Source organism: Pseudomonas sp. TUM25319 (assembly GCF_056388475.1).
The window spans coordinates 2,849,459-2,869,875 of the sequence record NZ_CM150751.1 but is presented as its reverse complement, the minus strand read 5'-3'; the positions used below and the strand labels follow the sequence as shown (position 1 = coordinate 2,869,875).

23 protein-coding genes are annotated in these 20,417 nt (G+C 66.4%); 18 read left to right on the top strand and 5 right to left on the bottom strand.

Features of this window, described 5'->3' with window-relative positions:
* From AC05QJ_RS13565 to AC05QJ_RS13485, 17 genes are all read left to right on the top strand, one after another.
* The gene (locus tag AC05QJ_RS13565) at positions 1 to 324 is read left to right on the top strand and encodes a HypC/HybG/HupF family hydrogenase formation chaperone (RefSeq protein ID WP_476747338.1); all 324 of its coding nucleotides are present in this window, start codon (positions 1 to 3) and stop codon (positions 322 to 324) included.
* Positions 321 to 770, top strand: coding sequence for a hydrogenase (locus tag AC05QJ_RS13560; RefSeq protein ID WP_476747337.1), 450 nt, complete (start codon positions 321 to 323; stop codon positions 768 to 770). Before AC05QJ_RS13565 ends, AC05QJ_RS13560 begins: the two co-directional genes overlap by 4 nt.
* The gene (locus AC05QJ_RS13555) at positions 767 to 1,636 is read left to right on the top strand and encodes a hydrogenase expression/formation protein (RefSeq protein ID WP_476747335.1); all 870 of its coding nucleotides are present in this window, start codon (positions 767 to 769) and stop codon (positions 1,634 to 1,636) included. The genes AC05QJ_RS13560 and AC05QJ_RS13555 overlap by 4 nt, the downstream gene beginning before the upstream one ends.
* Positions 1,627 to 1,845 (top strand): rubredoxin, encoded by a 219-nt coding sequence (locus tag AC05QJ_RS13550; protein WP_476747334.1) that lies wholly within the window; start codon positions 1,627 to 1,629, stop codon positions 1,843 to 1,845. The genes AC05QJ_RS13555 and AC05QJ_RS13550 overlap by 10 nt, the downstream gene beginning before the upstream one ends.
* A complete protein-coding gene (gene hybE, locus AC05QJ_RS13545; protein ID WP_476747333.1) occupies positions 1,838 to 2,311 on the top strand; it encodes a [NiFe]-hydrogenase assembly chaperone HybE in 474 nt (157 codons plus the stop codon). Before AC05QJ_RS13550 ends, hybE begins: the two co-directional genes overlap by 8 nt.
* Positions 2,308 to 3,375, top strand: coding sequence for a HoxV (locus tag AC05QJ_RS13540; RefSeq protein WP_476747332.1), 1,068 nt, complete (start codon positions 2,308 to 2,310; stop codon positions 3,373 to 3,375). Before hybE ends, AC05QJ_RS13540 begins: the two co-directional genes overlap by 4 nt.
* Complete coding sequence (locus AC05QJ_RS13535; protein ID WP_476747331.1) at positions 3,368 to 3,715, top strand: hydrogenase maturation nickel metallochaperone HypA/HybF; 348 nt, start codon at positions 3,368 to 3,370, stop codon at positions 3,713 to 3,715. The genes AC05QJ_RS13540 and AC05QJ_RS13535 overlap by 8 nt, the downstream gene beginning before the upstream one ends.
* Before the next feature lie 21 nt (positions 3,716 to 3,736).
* The gene (hypB, locus tag AC05QJ_RS13530) at positions 3,737 to 4,639 is read left to right on the top strand and encodes a hydrogenase nickel incorporation protein HypB (protein WP_476747330.1); all 903 of its coding nucleotides are present in this window, start codon (positions 3,737 to 3,739) and stop codon (positions 4,637 to 4,639) included.
* Positions 4,632 to 5,804, top strand: coding sequence for a Kae1-like domain-containing protein (locus AC05QJ_RS13525; RefSeq protein ID WP_476747329.1), 1,173 nt, complete (start codon positions 4,632 to 4,634; stop codon positions 5,802 to 5,804). Before hypB ends, AC05QJ_RS13525 begins: the two co-directional genes overlap by 8 nt.
* Positions 5,795 to 6,022, top strand: coding sequence for a HypC/HybG/HupF family hydrogenase formation chaperone (locus tag AC05QJ_RS13520; RefSeq protein ID WP_476747328.1), 228 nt, complete (start codon positions 5,795 to 5,797; stop codon positions 6,020 to 6,022). The genes AC05QJ_RS13525 and AC05QJ_RS13520 overlap by 10 nt, the downstream gene beginning before the upstream one ends.
* Positions 6,019 to 7,149 carry a hydrogenase formation protein HypD gene (hypD, locus tag AC05QJ_RS13515; RefSeq protein WP_476747327.1) on the top strand — a complete coding sequence of 377 codons (1,131 nt, stop codon included), beginning with the start codon at positions 6,019 to 6,021 and terminating at the stop codon, positions 7,147 to 7,149. The genes AC05QJ_RS13520 and hypD overlap by 4 nt, the downstream gene beginning before the upstream one ends.
* Positions 7,150 to 7,178: 29 nt before the next feature.
* Complete coding sequence (gene hypE / locus AC05QJ_RS13510) at positions 7,179 to 8,213, top strand: hydrogenase expression/formation protein HypE (RefSeq protein ID WP_476747936.1); 1,035 nt, start codon at positions 7,179 to 7,181, stop codon at positions 8,211 to 8,213.
* A 501-nt stretch (positions 8,214 to 8,714) separates the two neighbouring features.
* Positions 8,715 to 9,398 (top strand): lipopolysaccharide core heptose(II)-phosphate phosphatase PmrG, encoded by a 684-nt coding sequence (gene pmrG, locus AC05QJ_RS13505; RefSeq protein WP_476747326.1) that lies wholly within the window; start codon positions 8,715 to 8,717, stop codon positions 9,396 to 9,398.
* A gap of 3 nt (positions 9,399 to 9,401) precedes the next feature.
* Positions 9,402 to 10,241, top strand: a complete 840-nt coding sequence (locus tag AC05QJ_RS13500; protein WP_476747325.1) for a phosphatase PAP2 family protein — start codon at positions 9,402 to 9,404, stop codon at positions 10,239 to 10,241.
* Positions 10,242 to 10,479: 238 nt separating this feature from the next.
* Positions 10,480 to 11,064, top strand: coding sequence for a PAAR domain-containing protein (locus AC05QJ_RS13495; protein ID WP_476747324.1), 585 nt, complete (start codon positions 10,480 to 10,482; stop codon positions 11,062 to 11,064).
* A 6-nt stretch (positions 11,065 to 11,070) separates the two neighbouring features.
* Positions 11,071 to 11,997 carry a DUF6402 family protein gene (locus tag AC05QJ_RS13490; protein ID WP_476747323.1) on the top strand — a complete coding sequence of 309 codons (927 nt, stop codon included), beginning with the start codon at positions 11,071 to 11,073 and terminating at the stop codon, positions 11,995 to 11,997.
* Positions 11,994 to 12,413 (top strand): hypothetical protein, encoded by a 420-nt coding sequence (locus AC05QJ_RS13485; RefSeq protein WP_476747322.1) that lies wholly within the window; start codon positions 11,994 to 11,996, stop codon positions 12,411 to 12,413. The genes AC05QJ_RS13490 and AC05QJ_RS13485 overlap by 4 nt, the downstream gene beginning before the upstream one ends.
* 1,119 nt (positions 12,414 to 13,532) lie before the next feature.
* On the opposite strand, the gene AC05QJ_RS13480 is transcribed toward AC05QJ_RS13485, so the two are convergent.
* Both AC05QJ_RS13480 and AC05QJ_RS13475 read right to left on the bottom strand, forming a co-directional pair.
* The gene (locus AC05QJ_RS13480; protein WP_476747321.1) at positions 13,533 to 14,522 is read right to left on the bottom strand and encodes a hypothetical protein; all 990 of its coding nucleotides are present in this window, start codon (positions 14,520 to 14,522) and stop codon (positions 13,533 to 13,535) included.
* 14 nt (positions 14,523 to 14,536) lie between these two features.
* Positions 14,537 to 15,511: an NAD-dependent epimerase/dehydratase family protein gene (locus tag AC05QJ_RS13475; RefSeq protein ID WP_476747320.1), complete on the bottom strand. Its 975-nt coding sequence runs from the start codon at positions 15,509 to 15,511 to the stop codon at positions 14,537 to 14,539.
* Positions 15,512 to 15,649: 138 nt separating this feature from the next.
* Between AC05QJ_RS13475 and AC05QJ_RS13470 the strand changes: the two genes are divergently transcribed.
* Entirely contained in the window at positions 15,650 to 15,964 is a 315-nt protein-coding gene (locus AC05QJ_RS13470; protein ID WP_476747319.1) for a DUF7693 family protein, read from the top strand.
* A gap of 22 nt (positions 15,965 to 15,986) precedes the next feature.
* Here the strand turns inward: AC05QJ_RS13470 and AC05QJ_RS13465 are convergent, their stop codons facing one another.
* The 3 genes from AC05QJ_RS13465 to AC05QJ_RS13455 form a co-directional block, all read right to left on the bottom strand.
* Positions 15,987 to 17,309: a spinster family MFS transporter gene (locus tag AC05QJ_RS13465; protein WP_476747318.1), complete on the bottom strand. Its 1,323-nt coding sequence runs from the start codon at positions 17,307 to 17,309 to the stop codon at positions 15,987 to 15,989.
* A gap of 70 nt (positions 17,310 to 17,379) precedes the next feature.
* Positions 17,380 to 18,864, bottom strand: a complete 1,485-nt coding sequence (locus AC05QJ_RS13460; RefSeq protein ID WP_476747317.1) for an amidase — start codon at positions 18,862 to 18,864, stop codon at positions 17,380 to 17,382.
* Between the two features lie 65 nt (positions 18,865 to 18,929).
* Positions 18,930 to 20,246, bottom strand: coding sequence for a carbohydrate porin (locus AC05QJ_RS13455; RefSeq protein ID WP_476747316.1), 1,317 nt, complete (start codon positions 20,244 to 20,246; stop codon positions 18,930 to 18,932).
* Positions 20,247 to 20,417 lie beyond the last annotated feature (171 nt).

The window sequence follows — 20,417 nt, the reverse complement described above, 5'->3', positions numbered from 1 at the left end:
ATGTGCATCGGACTGCCCATGCAGGTGCTCGCCACCCGTCCCGGTTCGGCCCGTTGTCGCGACCGTCACGGCCGCGAGCGGCACATCGACACGGCCCTGGTCGGCGACTGCGCCGTCGGCGACTGGCTGCTGGTGTTCATCGACGCCGCCCGCGAGCGCCTGGATGCCGCCCGCGCCGCCGAAATCGACGCGACCCTGGCCCTGCTCGACGCCGCACTCGCCGGTACGCCTATGAACGACGCCGCCTTCGCCCTGCCCTCGGCCATGAGCGCGGCGGACCTGGCCGGCCTGCTCGGCCAGCCCACCCCCAAGGAATCCCCATGAGCGAACCCGCCATCCCTCCCGTGATCAGCCGACTGGTGGAGCAATTCGCCGCCCGCTGGATCGACCTGGACAACCTCGATGTCTGGCTGGCCGAGCCCGGCGACGCCCTGTTGCTGCTGTGTGGCGACCCGGTGCGCTACCCCGAAAGCCTCGACGTCGCAGTGATCCTGCCGGAACTGAGCACCAGCCTCAGCAAACGCCACGGCTGCCACCTGCGCTTGGGCGTCGGCCGCCGTGCCGCCGAAGACGCCCTGGCCGAACGCTTCGCCCTGCGCCGCTGGCCGAGCATCATCTGGCTGCGTGACGGCCACTACGTCACCCAGCTCGACGGCATGCGCGACTGGGACGTCTACCTGCGCCTGGCCGAGGCCGCGCTGCAACAGGGCCAGGCGCTGATCCCGCTGCGCAGTGCCGAACCCCAGCCGGTGCGTGGAGGCTGCCAGTGAACGGACCGCAGAGTTTCGACCCGCTGCACTACATCCCGGTGCTGGACATCGGCCCCGGCTCCCAGCCCGAGGGCGATGCCAGCCTGGAATACATCAGCATGCCCCAGGGCATGGCCACCCACGTCTCGCCGCAACTGCCCGAGCCCGAGGAACTGGCCGCCGCGCCCGGCGCACGCCAGGCACTGGGCGAGATCCTCGCGCACCTGCGCCGCCGTCAGACCGGCGAGGTCACGCCGATCCTCGACCTGCGCGCCTGCAGCGACGCCGACCGCCGGCTGCTCGACCAGTTGCTCGGGGAAGGCGAAGTCAGCGCACGGATCGGCGGCTCCGCCGGCGTGCGCATCCAGGAGTCGATCTTCGCCGGGGTATGGCGGGTGTTCGGTGTCGGTCGCGACCATATCGAAGTGGCACCGGCCCCCGCCCTGCTGTGCCACGCCGCACGAATCGACGCCAGCACCGACGCGCTGGTCCCGCCGCAGATACTGCCGGACGGGGTAATGAACGCCCCGGCGATCCTCACCGAGTTGCAAGACCGCACCGGCAACTGGCAGCCCGGCAACGCCGCTCACGTCATCAACCTCAGCCTGCTGCCGCTGTCCGAGCAGGACGTGCCCTTCCTCGACGCCTGCCTCGGCGAAGGCGCAGTGGTGGTGCTGGCCCGCGGCTACGGCAACTGCCGGATCAGCAACACCCGCGTGCCCAATTGCTGGCGGGTGCGCTACTTCAACTCCCAGGACGCGCTGATCCTCGACACCATCGAAGTCACCGGGCTGCCGGAGGTGGTGCTGGCCGCCCCCGAAGACCTCGCCGACTCGCTGGAGCGCTTCGAAGACGTGATCCACTGGTTCGAAGGGGAATGCCAATGAGCTTCGAAGGCAGCTACCTGGGCGACAACAGCCGGCTGGCCGATGACGCCCGCCTGGAATGCAAGATCTGCTGGTGGGTCTACGACCCGGCCGAGGGCGACCCGGTCTGGCAGATTGCGCCCGGCACCCCGTTCTCGCAGTTGCCCCATCACTGGCGCTGCCCCAACTGCGATGGCGACGCCGAACAGTTCATGGTGCTCGATGACTGACGCCAACCCGAGGGCCCAGGCCCTGGCCCGGCGCTTTCGCGAGATCGCCGAGACCCGCATGCGCGGCCTGCCGCTGTTGCACCCGGCGCTGGAGGTCGAAACCGTGGGCTTTGCCTGGCAGCAGATCGACCCCGACGCCGTCACCGGCCTGCTGGGTATCCTGATCACGCCCTGGTGCATGAACCTGGTCTGGCTGGCCGACCAGCCTGCGCCCGCCGAAGGCACGGTGCACGAGTACCGGATCGGCGAGCAGCGGCTGGATTTCATCAGCGTCCATGACGAGGTGTTCGGGCCGTACCAGAGCTGCTCGCTGTTCTCGCCGATGTTCGACTTCAACGATGCCCGGAGCGCTCGCGACACCGCCAACCATGTGCTCTCGCTGCTGCGCCGCCCGCCCGTGCAGGCGCCGGCCAACCCGAGCCGACGGCGCTTGCTGTTCGGCCGGCTGTCGGAGGAACGGACATGAGCGGCGCCGACCTGCTGTCCCGGCTGGCCGGCTCCCTGCAGGTGCGACCGGGCCGGCGCCCGGCGCTGAGGGGTGGCCGCCCGCCGCTGGCCGCCCGCCTGTTGCGCGGGCATCCGGCCAGTGCGGCCGCGCAGCGCCTGCCGCTGCTCTACAGCCTCTGCGGCCAGGCCCACCGGCTGACCGCCGAACTGGCGGTACGCGCCGCCCTGCAGGGCCAGGCCGAGCCCGATGCGCAGGCGCGGGCCACGCTGCACGGCGAAAACCGCCGCGAGCACCTGCGGCACATACTGATGGACTGGCCACGCCTGCTGGCCGGCGCCTCGCCCTCGCCCGCCGGACTGGATTCGCCGATCGACGCCTGGTTCGACGGCTCGACCCGGGACTGGCTGCAGCACTGGCACGCCGATCCGCGCCAGGCCCTGCTGGACTGGAGCGCTCGTGGCCAACACCCCGTGGCGCGCCTGCTGCACGGCTGCCGCGAACGCGCCGAGGCGCTGGCGATGCCGGTGCGCACCTTGCCCAGCGACCGCGCCAGCCTGCTGGCCATCGGCGCCAGCCTGGCCACCGAGGGTTTCATCCAGCAGCCCGAGCTGGCCGGCGAACCCTATGAAACCGGGGCCTGGACCCGCGCCAGCGATATTCGCCCGGCGCGCTACGACAGTGCCTGGCTGCGCCTTGGGGCCCGCCTGGCCGACCTTGCCGAACTCAGCCAGGCGCAACCCCGACCGCTGGCCCTCGGTGCGTTGTCCCTCGGCGACGGCCAGGCACTGGCCTGGAGCGAGACCGCCCGCGGCCTGCTGCTGCACCGCGTGCAGCTCGAGGCCAGCGCCGACGGCCCACGGATCTACGACTACCAGGTACTGGCGCCGACCGAATGGAATCTGCATCCTCGCGGCACACTGGCCCGCGCCCTGGAAACCCTGCCCGACGACGGCAGCGCCCACGCGCAGGCCGAACTGCTGCTGGCGGTGTTCGACCCCTGCCTGGCCTGGCGCCTGGACAGCCCTGCCAGCCTGCCGCCCGATCATCCGGCCTGGGTTTCAGGAGTGCCGTGTCATGCATGAAGTGAGTCTGGCCGGCGGCATCCTCGCCGCCGTCGAAGCCGCTGCGCGCCGCGATCCGTTCGTGCGGGTCAGCCGTCTGCGCGTGGAGGCCGGCAAGCTGGCCGGGGTGGAAGTCGAGGCCTTGCGCTTCGCCCTCGACGCCATCGCCCCCGGCAGCCTGCTGGACGGCGCCGCCATCGACATCGAACAACCCGACGGCCAGGCCTGGTGCCTGGACTGCGCCGCCAACGTGCCGCTGATCCAGCGCGGCGCACCCTGCCCGCACTGCGGCGGCTTCTGGCTGCAGCCCAACGGCGGCACCGAACTGCGCATCCTCGACCTGCAGGTCGAGGACCACTGAATTCGCAACAGGAGAAACGCCATGTGCGTCGTCTGCGGCTGCTCCGGTAGCCATCCCCATGATTCCCCGCCCGCCACACCCACCGACGCGGTGGTCAATGCCGGTGGCGACCTGCACTACGGCCGCGGCGATGCCGGTGTGTCGCTGCCCGGCGTCAGCCAGTCGCGCACCATCCGCCTGGAGCAGGACGTGCTCGGCGAGAACGATCGCCACGCCGCCCGCAACCGCCTGGCCTTCGAAAGCCACGACGTGCTGGCACTGAACCTGGTGTCCAGCCCCGGCTCCGGCAAGACCACCCTGCTCTGCGCCACCCTCGACGCCCTGCGTCAGCGCCGCCCGCACTTGCCGCTGGCGGTGATCGAAGGCGACCAGCAGACCAGCAACGACGCCGAGCGCATCCGCGCCACCGGCGTGGCGGCGATCCAGGTCAATACCGGCAAGGGCTGCCACCTCGATGCGCGGATGGTGGCCGACGCCTACGCCCGGCTGCCGCTGCATGACGCCGTCCACCACCAGGGCCACAGCCATGCCGCACCGCGCCTGGCGCCCGCCAACGGTCTGACGATTACCGGGGCGCTGCGGCCAGTGAGCCGCCAGGAGCCGGCCGGCCTGCTGTTCATCGAGAACGTCGGCAACCTGGTGTGCCCCGCCCTGTGGGACCTGGGCGAAGCGGCCAAGGTGGCGATCCTGTCGGTCACCGAAGGCGAGGACAAGCCGCTGAAGTACCCGGACATGTTCGCCGCCGCCGGGCTGATGCTGCTGACCAAGACCGACCTGCTGCCGCACCTGGACTTCGACGTGGCGCGGTGCCTGGAGTACGCCCACCGGGTCAATCCCGGGCTGCGGGTGATCCAGCTCAGCGCCCGCGATGGCAGCGGCATGCAGCAATGGCTGGACTGGCTGCTGGGCCACCGTCATGACTGAATTGCGTGCGCAAACCCTGCCCGGCGCCAACATCTGGCCGCCGGTGCTGGCCTGTGGCGCCTGGCTGAAGAACAGCGCCTGCCTGCTGCAGGGCGAACAGGTGATCTGGTCACCGGTGCATGGCGACCTCGGCGAGGCCGACAACTGCCTGGCCCTGGAAGCCTCGGTGCAGCGCCTGCTGGCCCACGCCGAAGCGCCACCACGGGCCATCGCCCACGACCTGCACCCGGACTTCCACAGCACCCGCGTGGCCCTCGACACCGCAGCGCGCCTGGGCGTACCGGCGCTGGGGGTGCAGCACCATCACGCTCATATCGCCGCCGTGCAGGCTGAACATGGCCTGCACGGCCCGGTACTGGGGCTGGCGCTGGATGGCGTCGGCCTGGGCAGTGACGGCGCCGTCTGGGGCGGCGAGCTGCTGTGGGTCGACGATCGCGCCTGGCGCCGCCTGGGTACGCTGCTGCCCTTGCCGCTGCCCGGTGGCGATGTCGCCGCCCGCGAACCCTGGCGACTGATGGCGGCAGCCCTGCACCTGCTGGGCCGTGGTGACGAGATCGCGGCGCGCCTGAGCCCGCTGGTGGGCGCCTCTGCCGCCGGCACCGTGGCGCGCATGCTCGACCGCCGCCTCAACTGCCCGCCCAGCAGCGGCGCCGGACGCTGGTTCGACGCTGCCGCCGGTATTCTCGGCCTGAGCCTGCGCCAGGCCTTCGAAGCCGAAGCCGCCATCGCCCTCGAACAACACGCCACCGAGTACCTGCAACATGCCCCCGCGCCACGGGTCGAGGGCCTGTGGTGGCGGCGCGACGACGGCCGTCTCGACCTGCTGCCGCTGCTGGCACGGCTGTTCGATCTGGCCGACCAGGGCCGCACCGGCGAAGGCGCAGCGCTGTTCCACCTGACCCTGGCTGCCGCCCTCGCCGATCAGGTGGCGCACCACGACCGCGACCTGCCGGTGCTGCTGGGCGGTGGCTGTTTCGCCAACCGTCTGCTGACGGCCCGCCTGGAACACCACCTGCGCAATCAGGGCCGCCGCGTGTTCAGCGCGCACAGCGTGTCCTGCGGCGACGCCGGCCTGGCCCTCGGTCAGGCCTGGGTCGCCGCCCACTGGCCGGCCTCCACCGGCCACACTGCCCAACCCCTCGAGGACCTGCCGCCATGTGCCTAGCCATCCCCGCCCGCGTGGTGGAACTGCGCGACAACGAACAGGCACTGGTCGACCTCGGCGGCATCCGCAAGGAAATCTCCCTGGCACTGGTGGGCGCGGTGAACGTCGGTGACTACGTGATCGTCCATGTCGGCTACGCCCTGGGCCTGATCGACCCCGAAGAAGCCCGGCGCACGCTGGAGATGTTCAACGAACTGGAGCAGGCGCAGCAGCCATGAAATACATCGACGAATACCGCGACGGCGAACTGGCCCGACAGATCGCCGAACGCATCCACGCTGCCGCGCGCCCCGAGCATGACTACCGATTCATGGAATTCTGCGGCGGCCATACCCATGCCATCTCGCGCTACGGCGTCAGCGACCTGCTGCCGGCTAATGTGCGAATGATCCACGGCCCCGGCTGCCCGGTCTGCGTGCTGCCCATCGGCCGCATCGACCTGGCGATCCGCCTGGCCCTGGAGCAGCGGGTGATCCTCTGCAGCTACGGCGACACGCTGCGCGTGCCGGCGTCCGACGGCCTCTCGCTGTTGCGGGCCAAGGCCCGGGGCGCCGATATCCGCATGATCTACTCGCCCCAGGACGCGCTGAAGATCGCCCAGGCCAACCCCGACCGCGAGGTGGTGTTCTTCGCCGTCGGCTTCGAAACCACCACGCCGCCCACCGCCCTGGTGATCCGCGAAGCTGCCCGACGCGGCCTGGACAACTTCAGCGTGCTCTGCTGCCACGTCCTCACCCCGCCGGCCATCGCCCATATCCTCGACACCCCGGCCGAGCAGGCGGTGCCACTGGACGGCTTTATCGGCCCGGCCCACGTCAGCGTGGTGATCGGCGCAGCGCCCTACGGCGAGTTCGCCCGGCGCTATCGCAAGCCGGTGGTGATCGCTGGCTTCGAACCACTGGACGTGCTGCAGGCGATCCTGATGCTGGTGCAGCAGGTCAACGAAGGCCGTGCCGAGGTCGAAAACGAGTTCATCCGTGCGGTCAGCGACGCCGGCAGCCGGCCGATGCAGGCGCTGATGGAAGAGGTCTTCGAACTGCGCGATTGTTTCGAATGGCGCGGCCTCGGCGAAATGCCCGCCAGCGCCCGGCGCATCCGCCCGGCCTACGCCCGTCATGACGCCGAGGCGCGCTTCGCCCTGCGCTACCAGTCGGTGCCCGACCACAAGGCCTGCGAGTGCGGGCCGATCCTGCGCGGACAGAAACAGCCGGTGGATTGCCGCCTGTTCGGCACCGTGTGCACTCCGGAAAACCCGATCGGCTCGTGCATGGTGTCCAACGAAGGCGCCTGCGCCGCCCATTACGCCTACGGGCGCTACAAAGACATCGAGGTCCATGCGTCATGAATGCCCGCTCCCCCGTCAAACGCGGCTACGTGAGGCCGCTGGACTTGCGCCAGGGTCGCGTCGAAATGGCCCACGGCTCCGGCGGCCGCGCCTCGGCGCAACTGATCGAAGAAGTCTTCCTGCGCGCCTTCGACAACCCCTGGCTGCGCCAGGGCAACGACGGCGCCACCCTGACGCCGATGCTCAGCCCCGGCGAGCGCCTGGTGATGGCCACCGACGCCCACGTCATCTCGCCGCTGTTCTTCCCCGGCGGCGACATCGGCAGCCTGGCGGTGCACGGCACCGTCAACGATGTGGCCATGAGCGGTGCACAGCCGCTGTACCTGGCGGCCAGCTTCATCCTCGAAGAAGGCTTCCCCCTCGCTGACCTCAGGCGCATCGCCGACTCCATGGGCGATGCCGCCCGCGAGGCCGGCGTGGCCATCGTCACTGGCGATACCAAGGTGGTCGAGCGTGGCAAGGGTGACGGTGTATTCATCAGTACCACCGGCGTCGGCGTGGTCGCGGCCGGAATCGACACCGGCGGCCAGCGGGCGCGACCGGGGGATGTGATCCTGGTGTCCGGCAGCCTCGGCGAGCATGGCGTGGCGATCCTCTCCCAGCGCGAGTCGCTGGAGTTCGAGACCGAAATCCGCTCCGACAGCGCCGCCCTGCATGGCCTGGTCGCCGCCATGCTCGCCGTGGCGCCGGGCCTGCGGGTCCTGCGCGACCCGACCCGTGGCGGGCTGGCGACCACCCTCAACGAGATCGCCGGGCAGTCCGGTGTCGGCATGATGCTCGAGGAAGCGGCGATTCCCGTGCTGCCGCAGGTGGAAGCGGCCTGCGAGTTGCTGGGGCTTGACCCGCTGTATGTGGCCAACGAGGGGAAGCTGGTGGCGATCTGTGCGGCGGAGGATGCCGACGTCGTGCTCCAGGCCATGCGGGCGCATCCGTTGGGTCGGAACGCGGCGCAGATCGGTCGCGTGATCGAGGACGGGCACGGCTTCGTGCAGATGCACACACGCTTCGGTGGCCGGCGGGTGGTGGACTGGCTGGCGGGGGAGCAGTTGCCGCGGATTTGCTAGCCGGCTTGCTGGCGGGCCGCGTTGGGGCTGCCGGGTGCCTGCCGTGGGATCTTCAGCGCCCTCAAGATCGAGCGCCGCCCGCGCGGCGCATCGCTGGCAACGCCAGCTCCCACATTTGTTGCAACGTACCTATGTCTGTCAGGCCATGGTTGATCGCCTTGTTTGTTCGGCGCGATATCGAGTCGAGCCCAACAGCCTCCCCGCAATGGATAGCCAAGCACCCAAGGCGGGCAACTCAAATCCCACAGGCTATGGCGCGTTGCAACAAATGTGGGAGCTGGCGTTGCCAGCGATGCGCCGCGCGGGCGGCGCTCGATCTCAAGGGCGCTGAAGATCCAAAGGCATACGCCCGGCAGCTCCAGTTTCCTGAGGGCACTCCCCCCCCACCCCAAGACATTTTTCACACCCCCTTCACCGCCCTCCGACACCTCGCTCCCTACAGTGCCGTCATTCCCAGGGCCTGCCGTTCAGCGGTGCCCGGTCCTTTGTCCGGAGTGAGTCATGCTGCAAGGTGCAATCAACCCCACCACCGTCTCCCGCCATGTGCCTCGACGCCGACGACTGTCAACGAAGATGCTGGCCATCGCGGCAGGCCTGCTCACCCTGGTCGCCGCTTTTTCCACCTGGTACGCCACACGGACACAGGTCATGGACTTGCGCAGTGAGCAACAGAGCAGTGGCCTCTACGCCGAATGGGCGAAGGGCGCCGTCATCGTCCTGATACGTCACGCCGAGCGCTGCGACCGCTCGGACAACACCTGCCTGAGCGATCCCGCCGGCATCACCGTGGCCGGCAGCGAGTCCGCCAGCGAGGTCGGCAAGGGCCTCGCCCAACTGGGCCTGCGCAATGCCGAGCTGCTCGCCAGCCCCGAGACGCGCACCCAGCAAACCGCACATTTCCTGTTCGGCAAGGTCGTGGCGACCCAGGACTGGCTCGCCGAGTGCGACCGCAGCTTCGCCCGTAACGCCTTCAGCCACAAACAGCCCGGCCACAACCTGGTGCTGGTCACCCACAGCGGCTGCATCGACCGGGTCGAACGGCAACTGAAAGTGCCCGGCGGCGAGCGCTCCAGCGAGTACGCCAGCGCCCTGTTCGTGTCCATGGGCAGCAACGGCAAGCCGCGGATTCTTGGGCAGATGAACGCCGAGTACTGGCAGAACCTCCTCGCCCATGCCGGACGCTGAAGCATGCCCTCGAATACCCGCACCGCCTTCTACCTGACCCACCTGGGCCTGCCGCTGGGGCTGGCCCTGGTGACCTTCCTGTGCTTCGACCTGACCGGGCTCGACCGCTGGATCAGCGATCGGCTGATCGACCCGGCCAGCGGCCAGTTCCTGTTCTTCCACGATCCCCTGTTCGAGAAATTGACCCACAAATGGCCGCGCATCCTGCCAGACTGGACCGGCGAGGCCGCCATCGTCGGCATGCTGCTGTCGTTGCTCTGGCCGCTGCTCGGACGCTTTGCCGGGACCGCGCCGGGACGTTTGCTGGAAAAAGCCCGGATCGCCCCGCTGCTGCGCTTCACCGCGCATCACCGCCGTGACTTCGTCTTCGTGGTGGTGGCCTTCGCCCTGTGCACCGGGGTGATTCACTACCTCAAGAGCCACACCGGCGTGTATTGCCCGGTGGAAACCACCTTGTACGGCGGCGCCCAGCCGAAGCTCGAATGGTTCGAGCACTTCAGCCTGCTGGACAAGGCCGGCGATGGGCGCTGCTGGCCGGGCGGGCATGCGTCCAGCGGCTTCACCCTGCTGGCGCTGTACTTCGTGGCCCGGCGCCATCGCTGGATCCATGCGCGCAAGCTGCTGGTGGCGATCCTGGTGGTGGGCTTCATCTACGGCACCACCCGCGTGTTGCAGGGCTGGCACTACATGTCGCACACCTTCTGGGCCGGGATCGTGGTCTGGCTGACCAGTTGGGTGACGGCGCTGCTGTTCTACGGCCGGCCGGCGTTGCAGGCGGTGGCACGACCGACCGAACGCCGGAGGGTGGTGTCGTACCGCCCGGCGCGCTCCACGGTGACCTGACAAAGGTGGGTCTATCCATCTGCCCTGGCGAGGCAAAAAGGACCACCCGCCTCTTCACGCAAAAACACATAGAGCCATTTCCTGCTGATTAATCAGACAGGTCCTACATACCCCGCTTTTTATCCTCTCCATCCTCTCGCCGGTCGGCCTGCATACCTTCAGAACTCAGGAAGGTCATCGCAGGCCCTTGCCTGTCTTCGAGTACGACTCGATTTCCCAAGCCAGAGGAAATGCAGCAATGGTTGGATATTTCATACGCCGCGGTGACAAGACCAGTTGTGGCGGCGAGGTCATCGGCTCCGACAACCTGATCACCATGATGGGCATCGAACATGCCCGTGAGGGCGATAGTGTCACGTGTGGGGTCACCGGCCTCACCTACCCGATTCTCGGGGGCGTGTCCTTTATCTCCAGCTCCGACATACCCGTGGCGGGCACGCTAGACAGCGTCAGCGGCTGTCCATGCAGAGCAACCCTGTATCACACCTGGACCTACACCACCTATGAGAACGAGAGTCCAGCGGCGGCACCGGCAGGCGCCTGGTCAACCGTCAGTCAGCCAGCAAGTGCTTCTGCCAGTGCTGCCCGTACCAGCTCCGCACCGGCACCTGCCTTATCCGGTTCAGAGGATTGCAGCGGCTGCTTCCAGCTCATCAACCAGCGCCGCCTCCCGTGCAGCCTGCACAGCTACGTCCTGCTGCTGAACGGCGAGCAGATCGCCGAAAGCCATCTCAATGAAGAAGGCTTCAGCAATATCGGCACCAGCCCCGCGCCCTTCAGTGCACAACTCGCCATTTCCGCCCCCTCGCCTGTTCTGGAGTAACGCCCCATGTCCTTGAAAGATTTCCAACAAACCACCGCGCTGGGTCCGGATGCCCTGTTCCTGCTGGAAGGCGCCACTTTCGATACCTTGCCCGGAGGGCGGCACAAGCCGAAGCAGATCGTGATCGATGCCTTGCCGTTGACCAAGGTTCCGGTGGCGATGCGGGAGATGGGTTGGCATACGTCGGCTGCTTTGATGCAGCGGTGGTTTGATAGTCCGGCGTGGGAGATGCCGGAGGAGTGGAAAGAAGACCACGGCCAACCGGCGCCGATGGAACTGTCGCGGGCGCAGTGCGATGAACATCTCGTAAAAATGAGTTGGGCGATGGGGTACGAACGCTGTCAAGCCGCAGTTAAAGAGGCCGAGTCCAGGCTTGCGACACCAAATGCTGTTAGAAGGCTCAGGGATTTACTCCGCGAGCTCGGTTGGAAGGAAGGCGATATTGTTAGTCTGGGCTCAACTTCGCACTCTGCAAGAGAAATGGACGCACTCTCTCAGCTTAACTACGCACCCTTTGGAAGTACGGAAGATCCACTTGACGATATGTATGGAGCATTGGGCTCAGCCACATTGAAGGTTGGCGTAGTAGGGAAAACCTTTACAGAGCAGGATTGCGAAACAGGGAAGACCCGAAACTACTTTAAAGTCGAATATGCGGGGTTTTATATTCGAGACCACTACGACTTCAATGGAATTCAGTTCCTGGGGATATGGACAGAAAACAAAATCCTTACCAAAAACGAAATGCTTAGAGCAGCCATCCCGAGCGGACAATCGATTTACAAATGGGCAACCGATGAGTTCGCTCTCGTGCGAAACGGTCATTTCAGAGATTACAGAGCCAAAACCAGCATGGGTGGCGACTACGTCATCTACTCGGACATTCTCTGGAGAAAGCTAGACAGAACAATTGATCTGGACGTACTGCCTTGACCTCTATCTGGAAAAAAACAGCTGCTGTAGCAGTCACTGTGATCGGAATCTGGTTCGCTTCAGAGTGGTGGGAAAAAGGCCTCGCCTCTCCATCGGGAGAACCTGTCATCAGTTCCGATGGATGCACTCGCGTACAGGCCTTCAAGCCATTCTGGCTACTTCCAGACATATTCCACGCTGAATACCGTCCAAATGACGATGGCAAAGCTCGGTGGTTCTCCTTTTGGGAGGCACCCGGTTTCTTTCGTCTGTATAACCATCAAAGCGGCGAGCTGATTGGTGAGACGACTATTTACGACCTTGAACTTTCGGGAGGGCCATTGAGGTGGTATCTGTCGGGAGAGGTGTGGGTCGGGATGACCTACCTAGGAAAGCGTGTCGATAGCTGCTCTTCCGTCAAGTCTGAGGACAAGTAAAATTTCAAGAATTTTCACGACAATGGTAGTCAAGCTGGCCATCCGGCCAGCTTGACGGAGCGAGGCCACCCGCACAGATTAAAAATGCGGTTAATGATTTGCCGTTGAACAAACTGCTGGCGGCCGTGAAAAATAAAGATACTTATCCGAGCCATACATCTTGAGACCCTATTTGAAAGCTTCAATTTTACTGGCGATTGTAGCGCCAACTCTATGGTTCGCTTCCGAGTGGTGGGAAAAAGGCCTCGCCTCTCCATCGGGAGAACCCGTTATCAGTCCCGATGGATGCACCCGCGTACAGGCCTTCAAGCCATTCTGGCTACTGCCCGACATATTCCACGTTGAATACCCTCCAAATGACGATGGCAAAGCTCGATGGTTCTCCTCTTGGGAGGCACCCGGCTTCTTTCGTCTGTATAACCATCAGAGCGGCGAGCTGATTGGTGAGACGGTTATTTACGACCTTGAGTTTTCGGGAGGTCCATTGAGGTGGTACCAGTCGGGAGAGGTGTGGGTCGGGATGACCTACCTAGGAAAGCGTGTCGAAAGCTGTTCTCCCGTCAAGTCTGAGCACAAGTAAAATTTCAAGAATTTTCACGACAATGGTAGTCAAGCTGGCCATCCGGCCAGCTTGACGGAGCGAAGCCACCCGCACAGATTAAAAATGCGGTTAATGATTTGCCGTTGAACAAACTGCTGGCAGCCGTAAAAAATAAAGACACTTATCCGAGTCAGACCCTATTTGAAAGCTTCAATTTTACTGGCGATTGTAGCCCCAACTCTTTGGTTCGCTTCCGATTGGTGGGGAAAAGGTCTTGCCTCCCATTGTGCCCTGTCAGGATAAGTCCAGACGGGTGCTCAACGACCTTTGCGCCGTGGCGGGCGGCCTCATCGCTGGCAAGCCAGCTCCCACAAGGTGTAAGAAATCCCCGTGGCAACAACGGTCTTGCGCTGCCTGCAGGTGTCAAAGCGGAGCGTATCCGGTAGGAGCTTGTCGGGGCGCCGAACCGTCACGCACGGCGGCGCAGCCGTCGTAAACCCTGAGTTCCCGATCAGCCTGACACCCCCGCATAGACAGATTCTGGGGCCGCTGCGCGCCCCACCGCAGCGATGGAGCCATCAGCGCCCGAACACGACCTCCCGCGCCGCCCCGGCCGGCAACACACAACGCACATCATGCCCGCAGCCCGGCACCACCACCATCCGCCGGGACTGCGGAGGCTTGAGCACCGTGCGCTCGTACTCGACGAACGCCAGCCCCCGCTGCAGGCGAAACGGTCCCTGGGCCATGGCCGCACAGGACTTGTCGAGGATCGGGTAGAACGCGCCCTTGGCCGCACTGCTGTCCCGTTCCCCTTCCAGGTAATCGACCCGCGCTGCGATATAACGCTCGCGGGCCTGCTGCGCACTGCGCCCAAGATGCACCGGCAATGCACGCACCCCGTATTTCCAGTCGTCATAGCCGGGGCAATCCACCGGAGGCACCGGCCGCACCGGGTCGAAATACAGCCAGCTCCCCGGATCGGCGATCACGTAGCGCAACGCCACGCCCGCCGGCGGATCGGCCGCGAAACCGATGCTGTGCTGGAGCATCTGCGCCCCCGCCGAAAACCCGGCCAGGGTGACTTCGCGCAGGCTCGGCCAGCGCCGCACCAGTTCCGCCACCAGCGCATCGAGGGCAGCGAAAGCACCGATCGGATGCGCCCCCAGCGACGGCTCGCCCGCCAGCCAGCCGCCGCAGGTCCACACGGCATCGCCGGCCTGGGCGGACGGCACGTCGGGAGACTGGCACCTGGCGGCACGCTCATCCGGCACCTGGTAGATCGGTGCGATGACCAGCGTGTCGCCCAGCCGCCCTGCCCCGCGAGCCGCCAGCAAGCCCGCCTCGAAACTGCGATTGGCATCGCGCGGGTGACCATGCATCACCAGCAGTACCGAGCGCGGCGCGGCGACGCTGTCCGATGCGTAATAGCTCATGCGCCCCGCCGGGCCCGGCAGTTCGAACGCGCGCAGGCAATCGGCGCTGGCCACTTCGCTGCACCCGGCCAGCGCACGAGCGCTCGCCAGCAGCAGGGCAAGCAGCAACAGCAGTTCACAGCCACGGCGCATCGGCCACCTCGTTGTCAGGACCTCGTTTCAAGATAAGCGAAAGCCGACGCCAGGGCCGCCTGCGGTGATCGCGGACTGAAGCCCAGTTCGCGCCTGGCCTTGGCAATGCTGTACTCCTGACGCACACCATGGAACATCCGCACCTGACTGAGCAACAGCCGGGCCGGCCGTGCCGTCAGTCGCGCCACTCGCTCCTGCAGCCAGGCCAGTACCAGCAGCAGCCAACGCGGCGCCGGCAGCGGCTTGCGTGCTCCCGGCGACAGCACCTGAAGCATTTCGCCCAGCGACGAGGAGCGTTCGTTGGCCAGGATGTAGCGCTCTCCCGCCCGGCCTTGCTCGGCGGCCGCGATCGCGCCCTCGGCGACATCGCGCACATCGACGAAGTTGAAATGAAACCCCGGATCCAGCGGAACCTGGCGCCGCCGTACCGATTCGAGAAAGGCCATTGTGTCGGTCAGCCGGGCCGCGTTCGGCCCGATCATCGCCGACGGCAGCACCGCAACCATCCACAGCCCCAGCGCCTCGGCCGTGCGCCAGGCCATGCGTTCGGCGAGGATCTTCGACTGGTAGTAGGCGTTGTCGCGCTCATCGTTCCAGACCTGCTCGTCCAGCGCGGTGCCGTCATGGCCCACGGCAGCGACCGAGCTGACATACACCACCCGCCTGACACCCGCCCGCGCCGCCGCTTCCAGTACACGACGGGTGCCCTGCACGTTCGGCTCGACAATCTCCGCCTGCGGATCCCGGGCCCAATGCCTGAACACCGCCGCCACCTGGAACAACACCTCGACGCCCTCCAGCGCCTTGAGCAGGGCGGCTTCGTCGAGCAGTTCGGTGTAGACCCGCTCGCAATCGAGACCTTCGAACGGCGCGCTGTCGTGAAGATCACGCACGCCCGCCCGAACCCGATACCCCCGCGCGAGCAACGCCCTGACCAGCGTGTTGCCCAGATGCCCGTTGGCGCCCGTCACCAGACATGTCGTGCCCATTTCCACTCCTTGTGCTGAACCATCCCTGGAATCGGCGACCTTACAGTCTCCCCCATGGGGAAGAGTCAAGCGGTACTGGCAACGCCACCGGGCGCTCCTGTACCCTGCCGGGCGAAATTCAGCGGATGTCGACTGATCGTGAACAGCAAGACCCTCACCCCTCGCGAGGCCTACCAGATCCTGCGCGACATTGCCCAGGGCATCCGTCCCATGCGTCGCATTGGCGAACAACGCTGGCCGGACATTCAAAGCGGCCTGATGACCGTGGAAGTGGATGGGTGGGTCTTCACCCTGCACAAGGAAGACCAGGCGCTGGCCCATTGCGAGCGCTGCTACGAACCCGAGGGCGCGGCCTATGTCTACGACGCCACCCATCCCTACGGCACCAATCCGGTGGAGTTCATGAGCCAGTGGGAAATGCAGCAGGTGCAGCAGATGCTGGGCGCCCTCTGACCGGCGCCCCTGCGTGGCGGATTCAGCCCGCCGCCACCTGGCCCATTGCAACCTGTGAACTGCGCGCGTACCCGCCCAGGGTCCGCATGAGCAACAGCGCCGCCAGCGCATAGGCCCCTGCGCTCGCCACCAACGCCCAGCGCAGGGCATCGCTGCCCAGGCTTGGCGTCAGGGCATCGCTGAGCATGCCGGTGACCAGCGGCCCCAGCCCGGCGCCCAGGGCCATGATGCCGAAGTTGTAGAAGGCGATCAGGGTCGCCCGGCGGCCAGGCGTGACCATCTGCGCCACGGCGGTGTAGCTCGGCGCCATCCACCACATGCCGAACACCGACATGCCGAAGATGAACGGCGTGGCCCGCGGCACCACCAGGCTGCCGAGGGTCCAGGGATCGGTTGCCGGGAACAGCACCGCCGCAATCGCCAGCGGCATCGCCAGCAACGAGCCGATGACCGGGATACCCAGTTGCCAGCGCACGTCGCGCCGGGCCAGGTGCGACGTCAGCCAGCCGCTGGACAGCGAGCCGATGATCGCCCCCGGCCCCGCTGCCAGGCCCATGACGGCGCCGGCATCCTTGATCGACAGGCCATGGCTGCGCACCAGGAACGCCGAGCTCCAGATGCCGAAGGCGTAGCCGGCGAACGCCAGCAGGGCACCGGCCACGACGATGCTCATGAACGGCCCGGAGCGACAGGCATCGCCCAGCACGCGCCAGACGCTTTCGCCCTGCCCTTCATGGCCGCCGTCGTGGAAGGCTTCCCAGTGGCCACGCCGCGGCTCGTTGCCGGTCAGGCGCAGGAGCACGGCGGCCACCAGCCCCGGCACCGCCATCCACAGGAAGGCTTCGCGCCAGCCGTAGTAATAGGTGATCCAGGCACCGACGCTGAGCCCCAGCAAGGTGCCCACCGGTGGTGCCAGCATGTACACGCTGATAGCCTTGGCGCGCTGGGCCGGGCGGTAGAGGTCGGCGATCATCGACATCGAAGCGGCGCCGCTGCCGGACTCGCCCACGGCCACGCCAAGGCGGGCCAGGGCCAGGGTCCAGTAGCCGCCGGCCATGCCGCACAACGCGGTCATCACGCTCCAGACCGCGCAGCAGGTGCTGATCAGGTTGCGGCGGTTGTTGCGGTCGGCATAGCGGCCCATGCCGAGGGAAAACACGCAGTAGACGACAGCGAAGGCAAGGCCGGTGAGCAGGCCCATCTGCGTGTCGGTGGCGTTGAACTCCTGTTTGATCGGTTCGATCACCACGCCCATGATCTGCCGATCGATGAGGCTGACGGCGGAGACCACGAACAACAGGAACAAGGTGTAGTGCCGACGGAAGGATCCGGGTGGCGTATTCATCGGTGCAATCTCGCAAGGGGTCGGGCTGAGGCACGGGGCGCCGTCCACCGGGGACGGCGCCGTCAGGGTCTTACAACGGCGCGCGCAGGTGCGACCACGGCCGGCTTACTTCCAATTGCCGTGCCAGGCTCAGCAACAGCCCCTCGCGGCAGCGACCGGCGGTGAACATCATGCCGATCGGCAGCCCTTCACGGCCAAAGCCCGAGGGCACCGACATCGACGGCTGACCGCTGACATTGGCCAGCACGGTATACGAGACGCTGCCGACGATCTCGCGGGTGTAGTCCTCGTAGCTGTTCTGCAGGCTGAGCAACTCCAGTTTCGGCGTCAGGCTGGCGGTCACCGGCGACAGCAACAGGTCGAAGCGCTCCATCACCCGCTCCATCTGCTGGCCGATGCTGTCGAACGCACGACGGGCGCGGAACAGGGTTTCGGCGTCGGTCTTGCGGGCGTTGCCCAGGAGGTGGTGGCTGATGGGTTCCAGTTCATGCTGTTGCAGCGGCCGGCCCAGGACGGCCTCGCGGTCCTTGACGGCGGTCAGCAAGGTGGTCGAGGACACCGCACCATGGGCATTGAACACCTGCCCGGCATCGACCGGCAGGTCCATGGTTTCAATCTCATGGCCGAGGCTGACCAGCAGCGCCACGGTTTCGTCCAGCACCCGCTGCACATCCGGGTCGAGGGCCACGCCGGTCATGCTGCGGCTGACCAGACCGATACGCAGGCGCCCCGGCTCGCGGTGCATCTGCGCGACGAAACTGTCCTCGACCGGCGCCAGCCAGTAGGGGCTGCCCGGCTCATGGCCGTGGCTGACATCCAGCAGCAACGCCGAATCACGCACGCTGCGCGACACCACATGGCCGCAACTGGCGCCGAACCAGCCTTCGTAGTGGCCCGGCCCCTGAGGCGTGCGGTAGCGAGTGGGCTTGAGGCCGAACACCCCGCAGTAGGACGCCGGGATGCGGATCGAGCCGCCGCCGTCGGTGGCATGGGCCGCCGGCACGATGCCTGCCGCCACGGCCGCCGCGGCGCCGCCGGACGAGCCACCGGCGCTGTAGGCCAGGTTCCACGGGTTGCGGGTGGCGCCCCATTGCGCCGATTCGGTGGTGGTGGTCAGGCCGAACTCGGGGCTGGAGGTCTTGCCGAAAATCAGCATGCCGGCCTGTTCGTAACGCTGGGTCACGGTACTGCTGTGGGTGGCCACCGCGTCGGCCAGCAGGCAGGAACCGTTGGTGGTGACGGTGCCGGCGAGGTAAGTGTTGAGGTCCTTGAGCAGCATCGGCACCCCGGCCAGGACGCCCTGGCGCGCCGTCCCGTCTTCGACCCGGGCCAGCAGGCGCTCGACGGCATGGTCGGCATGTTCCAGCACCACCGCATTGACCTCACCATTGACCTGCGCGCACCGCTCCAGGGCTGCCCCCAGCAAGGCGCCGGGTGGCAGTCCTTCGTCACGCATCAGACGCGCCATCTCGGTGGCATCGAGGGCCAGGTAATCGTCGCCGGGCATGGCATCGAGGACGATATCGGTGGAAGTGATTTCAAGGGTGTTGTTCATGTCAGGCTCACAGGCAAGGCCCTGCCGGTCGCGGCGTTCGCGGGCAGGCGGGCGATGGAAAAGGGTCAGAACAGCAGGTTCAGCGAGGTCTGCAGCAGCAGCGCATCGGGGTGGTCCGGTGAGAACACCGGATTCTTCGTCCAGGTCAGGCCGTTGACCAGGTAGATGCCCGGCGACAGCCGTGCCGCATAGGAGCCGGTCACCGCCATGGTGTAAGGCACGCTGTCCATGCGGTAGGCGTCGTACACCTCGCGCAGGTCCTTGCTGTAGTAGCTCTTGCTGAACCCAACCGACGCCATGTCGAACGGCCGGCTGGCGAAGGGCCCCATGTTGAAGGCGCTGACCTGGAAGGCCTTGTTGATGGCATTCACCGAGTCCGGCGAGAAGTCCAGCTTGGTGTCCAGGTACCAGCCACGGGCGTCGCCATAAGGCTTGCTGATCTGATGGGTGTCGGCGAAGTACAGGCCCCAGTTGTTGTCGGACTCCTCGCCGGTCTTGAACTCGGTGTAGTGGCTGGTGTTGTACATCATGCCGAAGCGCGACCACACGGCGTTCTCGGTGGCCGAGGCCGCCCGCTTGTAGCCGAGCTCGTCGATCAGCATCGGATTGGCACCCGCCACCTTCCAGTGCAGGCCGTTGGGGTTGCGGTTGACGTCCTCGAGGATGCCCTGGGGGCTGACGCTGCGGGTGATGGCGGCGCTGTTGTACCAGCGCAGCGATGCGTCGCGGGTGATGACGTTGAAGGTCGGGGTCGGCACCGTGGCCGACATGCCCACCTGGAACGGCACCACGCTGTTGGGGCCGAGCGCCGCGGTGGAGGCATTGCCGCCCAGGGCCACGCCGTAGAACAGCTTCACCCCGGCGACATAGCCGTACTCGATCTCCAGCTGGTGGTCGAAGAACGACTGGTTCACCGCCAGCACGCTGACCTGGGACACCTCGGGGTTGGCCGGCTCGTAGGTCGAGCGCACCACTTGCCCGGCCAGGGTGAGCTGGGCGTCGTTGGCCAAGCCCAGGCGGGTCAAATCGTAGGTGGTGTAGAGATTGAGCGAGCCGTTGTAGCTGGGGTTCTGGCCGTTGTAGACCTGGGTCTTGGCGTTATGACCGCCGAGATCATAGGTGTAGCCGTTGTAGGAGGTGATGGTGATGCCGACGCCGTAGTCGGCCAGGGTCTTGCGCAGCCCGCCCAGCTCCGGGCTGATGCGGGCGCAGACCGGTACGGGGCGGGTGGCGGGCTCGGCCCGGGTCAGCGCGCGGTCGTAGGCGGCGCACGCGGGCAAGCCCGCGCTGCCGGCCGGTGCATCGGCCGCCTGGGCGGCATTGAGTACCCCCAAAGCGAACAGGCCGATGCTCCATCGGCGTGGTACGAATAACGATTCCAAAGCTCCCCTCCTCTTGTGGGTTCAGTCCGTCGCCGGGGTCTGGATGACGCCGGCGATCAGGGGAGTCGGTGCAGGTTTGCATCCAGCCGATGGGGCCAGCGCCAGAAGCTTATGGAGCCAGCCAGCTCATTGATTCAAAAGGATTTTATCGCTTGCCTCGGCGAATGTTCG